This window comes from Rhizobium altiplani, from assembly GCF_001542405.1.
In the GTDB taxonomy this organism is placed as follows: Bacteria; Pseudomonadota; Alphaproteobacteria; order Rhizobiales; family Rhizobiaceae; genus Rhizobium; species Rhizobium altiplani.
This window is the reverse complement of the sequence record NZ_LNCD01000058.1, coordinates 104,842-111,594: the sequence shown is the minus strand read 5'-3', so window position 1 is coordinate 111,594 and position 6,753 is coordinate 104,842. Positions and strand designations below refer to the sequence as shown.

The following is a 6,753-nucleotide window of genomic DNA, read 5'->3' as shown; positions in this document are numbered from 1 at the left end:
GCCCGAGAACAACTGGTGTGCGGCACTTCCTGGATCTTGAGCAGCAGCGCGATTGGATAGCGGGCAAGATCGACTTGTTGGACGCGGACGAGCGCCAAGAGTCCCTTGAACAGCGCTTCAAATATGTCGCTCGATTTGAAAAACTCCTCAGTCGCCCGCAAGCGAGGCAACTGCTGGAGATTCTCGGGCTATACGGTCCAAACTGCATTCCGATCATGCGCAAGACCGAGCGCTACTACTGGTCGGTTTCCTGTCTCCCATCCACCTCGGACAAGCCGCTCATACGCGTCAATGCGAGCTGGATGGAGCTCTTCACGCTCTATGCCCACGGCGACGATATCCGCGCCCGATTCATCGTGCATCTTTCGGATTTCACTACAGATGGTTCAGCAACACCGAGCCGGGTGGACGAACACTTTCTTGAGCAAAGTGTCGCGATGCCAGAGCACGTCAGTTACTTCTTCCCGCGTGGTGCTGATATTTTCGGCATCAATGTGCGCGGCTCTGTCTCGATCCGCAAATTTCTCACAAGCCGCCGCGTACTGAGCGCAATCCGCACCTTCAACCTGACGCACATGAACCGGGGACGGAACGCCTATCAGGCGAGCCATTGCTACAGTGTGGCGGATTACATGCAGGCAGTTTGAGGGGTTCACCAACGCACGCCTTCCGATGGTTCGCCTCCCATCAAGAGCGAGGAGCACAGCGCAAGCAATCTCCCATTGGCGCGTCACTAACGGATGTAGGCCAATCGGTCTGCGATTTAACTCAGCCACTCAATAATGGTACCGCCCCAGAAAACCTGTGTTCGTTCTCAAGCTTCCTATGAGAGATTGCGCCGTTGCCCATCAGACTAGGTCTTTTGTTCTGCCGAACGTCGGAAGTTCTAGTGTTCAACATCCGATACTGTTGTTCCGCGATTGGTGCAGCTATAGCGAGCCTTGCCGGGAGCCACGTCTGCAATTGCAGGCATTGATAGCCATTTACCTTCGTCGGAAAGTGCGCCGCCGCCACATGGCCCGACTGTGTTTCAAGCGCCCCTAATGTCCTGCAATGAAATCAAGGCTCAATGCAGGAGACATCAAGGCATGCCGCTTCCACGGGGGTGCCGATAATCTACCATCCACATCCGCCCTTCCTAAGCCGACCCAAAGCTTCAGCAAATGCCTGGATGCAAGGTTTTCCGCACGGCTGCTAGCGCGCCGTCCTCAGGAAGAAAGTTTGCTTCCCCGAAGAGGAGGAGATGGATGCTGTTCGCCTTCGGCTGCCACCTTAGCTAACAATAATAGACCCCAGCTGCGCATCGGCGCGCGCTCCTGCGAGCAACGCCGGCCACGCTGACAGGTGTCAGCGGACGCCCGACCCTGGCCTCGGCGTTTGACACGAAGTTGAATTCGACCGGGAGGCCGCCGCCAATTTCGATGCATGAAGCGCCTGCGACCAAAGCCAGCAATATGATAGCGATCCGGTTGAGCATGTCGTCCCTCCTTCGAGTTCGATCATTTTACGGAGAATATTTCTGGCAGTTCGTCGGTGTCGGGAAGGTCGCTCAGCTTCCGCTCCTTGGCCCCATCGGGAGCTTTAAAGCTGAAGTTGCCTGCCGCCGCGTCCGACCCTGCCTTCCATGACCTTATGTCAATCGTGTATTGTGGAAAGCCCGCCACTTTCGTACTGGTGACGACATAACGGCAAGGATACGGGCTCTGACCTTGGGCGATCCAGATTTGCCAGTCCACGCCATCATCGGTGCGAAAGGCGAGGTGGTCGCATTCCTCACCCCGAATGACGCCGCTCCCGAGATCCTTCACATCGACGACATGGGGCATGAGCTCGTCGTAGGGTTTAGACATCAAGATGTCCCCGGCCGGCAAAGGCCTGTGGAATTTGTCCCGCAATGCGTCGATGAGGTGATCAATCGTTCCCGGCACTTCGGTCTGAGCAAAGAGGTTGGCGTCCTTGCCGAGCACCGACAGCGTTTTTCCGTCAAATACCATTTCGACATTGGCGAAGCCGCCCTGACGCGTAACGCGTATCTTGTCGGGCCTGTTGAGCGTCACGGTGCCGGAGCTCGCAAGTGCCAGCTTTTGGTGCTTCTTGGTAACGACCTCCAGGCTCGTGTCATACTCGAACGAGATTGCCTCTTGCGCCGCCATATAGTCCGACATGGCCTTCAGCAGGTCCTTCGCCTGCTTTTCATCGGCGTGGCCGGGCATCGCGCCGGCCAGCGCCGCGAGGGCCAAGGTAACGGTAAGCAGTCTGGCATTTTGAAACGGGGATTCCGATCGATATCGCATGGGTGTTTCCTCCGCTGACACAGTAAGAAGACACTCCGCGTGGTTTAAGCAACGGCGCGGGATGGAATAGCCCCTACAGCGCTCACTTGGGTCCGCTCTCGCTTGGACGGCCCGGTTGCGACTCTCGGCTCAAGCTTAACCCTTCAAAATGACGGCTTGCATAAGAATTGCGATTGTCGCAAGCGGCGCGGCCAGGTCGGTAGACCTCCGGCTTTGCCTATTGATCGGTTGTGCGCGCAATGTCACAGGTGCTCTCCCTACTATACAGCAACCTAGCGGCGCAAGGAAGCCGCCACCAAATAGGCCAAGGCGGCTTGCTCTGCCTTCGATTGCTCCCATGATGGGAGAGCGAAGGAGCAATTGTAGACGAACCACGAGATCGGAAAACCTCGTTCTCTCTCTCATCTAGACCGGTGAAAATCGCCCTTCCAGCCGGCGGGTTGCCGCCGTGCCACGGCGCCGGCTGCTATTCACACCTGATGAGATCTCAAGGGCTGGAAGTTCCTGAAAATCCGCTGCTGACTATTCAGCTGGCTTTTGCGCTATGATCGCGTAGCGATGCTGAAGGCCTCGTGCGATGGCTTTGAAGAAGCCGAAATACTGCGACTGCGCCTTATGGATCTTCCGCAGGTTAGTGTCGGCCGTAACAGGGGAGAAACCGGTTACTTTCAGCATGCGGGAAACCGCCTCAACCCGTGCGCCTCCAGAAAAATGGACGCGCGACAGGATACTCTCATGCATGCTGGCCATGGTGGCGGGGGCATGGGGTGCCTGTGTCTTGATGAGGTTCGTCCGTTCGAGGAAGGTCGCGAGACGCTTGATGAGCCGCTCAGCAAGGCCCGTGTTGACGAAATCCCCGTCGATGATCAGCAGCTTCCCGCCCGGCTTCAGGACGCGCAGCCATTCCGCAAAACAGGCTTCGGGGTCAACCAGCGTCCACACAAGGTGGCGGGTGATGATAACGTCGTAGCTGTCATCGGCCTCAAGCGTGTTCTCTGCATCGCCAACGTGAAAGCGGATCGCCCGTCCCCGCGATGCCGCCTTGGCGCGTGCCCGCTCCAGCATGGCTTCCGACCAGTCGATGCCGGTGACTTGGTAGCCGAGATCGTCCATCAGGTGGGAGATCACACCGGTGCCGCTGGCAAGGTCGAGGGCCTTGCGGCCGTCGCCGCGGCCGAGATGCCGCCCGATCAGTGCGTGCCAGGCCGCACGCTCCTCCTCGGAGAAAATTTCGTGGCCCGGCGACTGGTCGAATGTTGCCGCGCGTTCGGACCAATAGGCCTTGATCTCATCCCGCAAGGTGAAATTGGCGCTGTCGGCCATTCGATCGCTCTGCATGTTCCGTCCTTATCTCAGCTTCGAATGCTTCTAAAAGATAAATCTTGACTATGAAAGTCATCAAATAATAAGTGCCGGTCAGTTTCCACTGGAGATTCAACCATGCGCTTTTCTGGCAAGTCGGCAATGATCGCCCTTGGCGTTCTCGCGTCCACAGTGCTGCCCGCGATCGCCGATCCCGTCGTTGTGAGGGACGTGACGGGCCGCGACGTCGAAGTCAATGTGCCGGTAAAGCACGCAATCCTCGGCGAAGGCCGGCAGATCTATTTCCTTGCCGTGCTCGACAGGGACAACCCGTTCCAGCACGTCGTCGGCTGGCGCGACGACCTGCCGAAGGCGGACCCGGAATCCTACGCGGCCTATCTCGCAAAATACCCTGGCATCGCCAAGCTGCCGACCTTCGGCGGTATGAAGGATGGCACGTTCGATATCGAACAGGCGGTAGCCTTGAAACCCGACGTCATCCTGATGAATGTTGACGCCAAGACAGCTACGGAAGAGGCCGGCTATATCGACAAGCTCGCCAAGGTCGGCATTCCCCTGGTCTATGTCGACTTCCGGGAAAAGCCGATGGAAAACACCGAGCCTAGCATGCGTATCATGGGCACGCTGATGGGCAAGGAGAAGGTCGCCGACGACTTCATCACCTTCCGCGCCGACGCCATCAAGAAGGTCACGGATGTCCTGGAGAAGAGTAACCCCGCAAAGCCGGTCGTCTTCATGGAGCGCGCGGGCGGCTATTCTGATGATTGCTGCATGTCCTTCGGCAGCGAGAATTTCGGCAAGATGGTCGAGCTGGCCGGCGGCATCAACATGGCAAAGGACATCATTCCAGGCACCTTCGGCACGGTGAACCCGGAACAGATCATCGCCTCCAATCCTGATCAGGTCATCATCACCGGCGGCATGTGGGAAGGCTATGTGCCTGGTGGCAACTGGGTCGGCGTCGGCTATGGCGCGGATATCGCCGAAGCGCACCGCAAGCTGGAAAACCTGACGAAACGCCCAGCCTTTACCGGCATTAAGGCGGTCAAGGATGGCAATGTCCATGCCATCTGGCACCAGTTCTACAACAATCCCTACCAGTTCGTCGCAATCCAGCAGATCGCCAAGTGGCTGCACCCCGACCTGTTCAACGGACTCGATCCGGAAGCAACCTTCAAGGAGCTTCACGCGCGCTTCCTGCCGCTCGACTACAAGTCAGGCTACTTCGTCACGTTGAAGGGCGAATAGGCGATGAGCGTTGCGACGATCGAAACGAAGGTGACGGGGCGCGATCAATATCGCGCCCTTGCCTTTCGGCGCATCCTCATCCTTGCAGGTCTTGTCGTCGCGCTTGCGGCAAGCATGGCTGCCGACATGGCATTGGGCCCCGCGAATTACAGTCTTGCTGAGGTGCTGTCGGCGCTCGCTTCCCCGGAGGCTGCCGGTGACCAGCTGCGTGTCGTCATCTGGGATATCCGCATGCCGATTGCGCTGATGGCGATGACGGTCGGCGCGTCGCTCTCGGTGGCAGGTGCGCAGATGCAGACGATCCTTTCGAACCCGCTCGCCAGTCCCTTCACGCTCGGCATTTCGGCGGCCGCCAGCTTTGGCGCGGCGCTGGGGCTCGTTGCAGGTGTCGCCATTTTTCCGGGCGCGGTTCAATACATGGTTCCGGTCAATGCCTTCGTCATGGCGATGGTGGCCGCGCTCTTCATCCATTTCGCATCGACGCTGCGCGGTGTTACGGTCGAGACGATCGTGCTGCTCGGCATCGCCCTCGTCTTCACGTTCAATGCCGCCCTGTCGCTTCTCGAATACCTCGCGTCCGAGCAGGCGCTCGCCGCAGTCGTGTTCTGGACGATGGGAAGCCTTACCAAAGCGACGTGGGACAAAGTCTTCGTCACTGGCGCCATTCTCGTCGTGACGCTACCGCTCTTCGTGCGCAACGCCTGGGCGTTGACAGCCCTGAGGCTCGGGGACGACAAGGCGGCGAGCATGGGCGTCAATGTCCGGCGCCTGCGCCTTCACACCATGCTTGTCGTCAGCTTGCTCGCCGCCATTCCTGTCTCCTTCGTCGGGACGATCGGCTTTGTCGGCCTCGTCGGCCCCCATATCGCGCGCATGGTCGTGGGAGAGGACCAGCGGTTCTTTCTGCCCGGTTCCGTGATCTGCGGTGCGCTGCTGCTCTCGGCGACGTCGGTCGTCAGCAAGGTCCTGATCCCCGGCGCAATCCTGCCGATCGGCGTCATCACCGCGCTTGTCGGCGTTCCCTTCTTCTTCGTCCTGATTTTCTCAAACCGGAGGCGAGCATGGTAAGCCTGGTACTTAAGGATCTCGGCGCCAGCTATGGCCGCACGACGGTTCTGTCCAAGGTCGCAATCGAGCTCTTGACGCCCGGTTCCACCACGGCGGTGATCGGCCCGAATGCGGCCGGCAAGTCGACGCTCTTCAAGCGAATCGCCGGCCTAATTTCAGGCCCCGGTGTCGTGCAGCTTTCGGATGTGACACGCGGCGACCGGGCGATCTGCTACATGCCGCAGGACACCGGCTCGAATGCCGTGCTGACGGTCTACGAGTCGCTCCTGCTTGCCACAAAACAGGGCGGCGGCTGGCGGGTAAAGGACGAAGAGCTTTTCGAGATCGACGCGATCCTGAAGGCGTTGCGTATCGAAGACCTTGCCTTCCGGGGGCTAGACGCCCTGTCGGGCGGCCAGCGACAGCTCGTCTCGCTCGGCCAGGCGCTGGTGCGCAAACCCGAGGTCTTGCTGATGGACGAGCCGACCTCGGCCCTCGACCTCCATCGTCAGATCGATGTATTGGAATTCGTCGTCGATCTTGCCAGCCGCACCGGCATGATCGTGCTCATTGCACTCCATGATCTCAATCACGCCTTGCGCTATTGCACAAACACGATCGTTATCGCCAATGGGGAAATGACCTCGAGCGGCGCGACCGCTGAAGTGATCACATCGAAAATGCTGCGCGACATCTATCGTGTGGATGCCCGCATCGAATCCTGCTCGCGCGGGCGACCTGTAGTCATTGTCGATGGGGCGCTCTGATCAAGTTAATGCTGGCGCGATAAGCCGGAGCATTCCTATCGCAAATCCAGAATCGCTCGCTTCGCGCAGGCACG

Annotated in this window: 7 protein-coding genes; 4 read left to right on the top strand and 3 right to left on the bottom strand. The window is 59.0% G+C overall.

The window, feature by feature from the left end; translation table 11 throughout:
- A partial coding sequence (locus tag AS026_RS12620; protein ID WP_063805924.1) for a hypothetical protein occupies nt 1–647 on the top strand: 647 nt, incomplete at its 5' end.
- A gap of 629 nt (nt 648–1,276) precedes the next feature.
- Here the strand turns inward: AS026_RS12620 and AS026_RS43320 are convergent.
- The 3 genes from AS026_RS43320 to AS026_RS12605 all read right to left on the bottom strand — a co-directional run bounded on the left by AS026_RS43320 (nt 1,277) and on the right by AS026_RS12605 (nt 3,632).
- Nucleotides 1,277–1,477, bottom strand: coding sequence for a hypothetical protein (locus AS026_RS43320; protein WP_062369797.1), 201 nt, complete (start codon nt 1,475–1,477; stop codon nt 1,277–1,279).
- Between the two features lie 22 nt (nt 1,478–1,499).
- Nucleotides 1,500–2,294, bottom strand: coding sequence for a DUF2092 domain-containing protein (locus AS026_RS12610; RefSeq protein WP_062369796.1), 795 nt, complete (start codon nt 2,292–2,294; stop codon nt 1,500–1,502).
- A 522-nt stretch (nt 2,295–2,816) separates the two neighbouring features.
- Nucleotides 2,817–3,632, bottom strand: a complete 816-nt coding sequence (locus tag AS026_RS12605) for a class I SAM-dependent methyltransferase (protein WP_082728507.1) — start codon at nt 3,630–3,632, stop codon at nt 2,817–2,819.
- 102 nt (nt 3,633–3,734) lie between these two features.
- Here AS026_RS12605 and AS026_RS12600 point away from each other — a divergent pair, with 102 nt between their 5' ends.
- From AS026_RS12600 to AS026_RS12590, 3 genes are read left to right on the top strand one after another with little or no spacing between them, the layout of a single operon-like run.
- On the top strand, nt 3,735–4,865 hold the full coding sequence (locus AS026_RS12600; protein WP_062369794.1) for an ABC transporter substrate-binding protein: 1,131 nt from the start codon (nt 3,735–3,737) through the stop codon (nt 4,863–4,865).
- Nucleotides 4,866–4,868: 3 nt separating this feature from the next.
- The gene (locus AS026_RS12595) at nt 4,869–5,933 is read left to right on the top strand and encodes a FecCD family ABC transporter permease (RefSeq protein WP_062369793.1); all 1,065 of its coding nucleotides are present in this window, start codon (nt 4,869–4,871) and stop codon (nt 5,931–5,933) included.
- A complete protein-coding gene (locus AS026_RS12590) occupies nt 5,927–6,679 on the top strand; it encodes an ABC transporter ATP-binding protein (RefSeq protein WP_062369792.1) in 753 nt (250 codons plus the stop codon). Before AS026_RS12595 ends, AS026_RS12590 begins: the two co-directional genes overlap by 7 nt.
- The last annotated feature ends 74 nt before the right edge of the window (nt 6,680–6,753 follow it).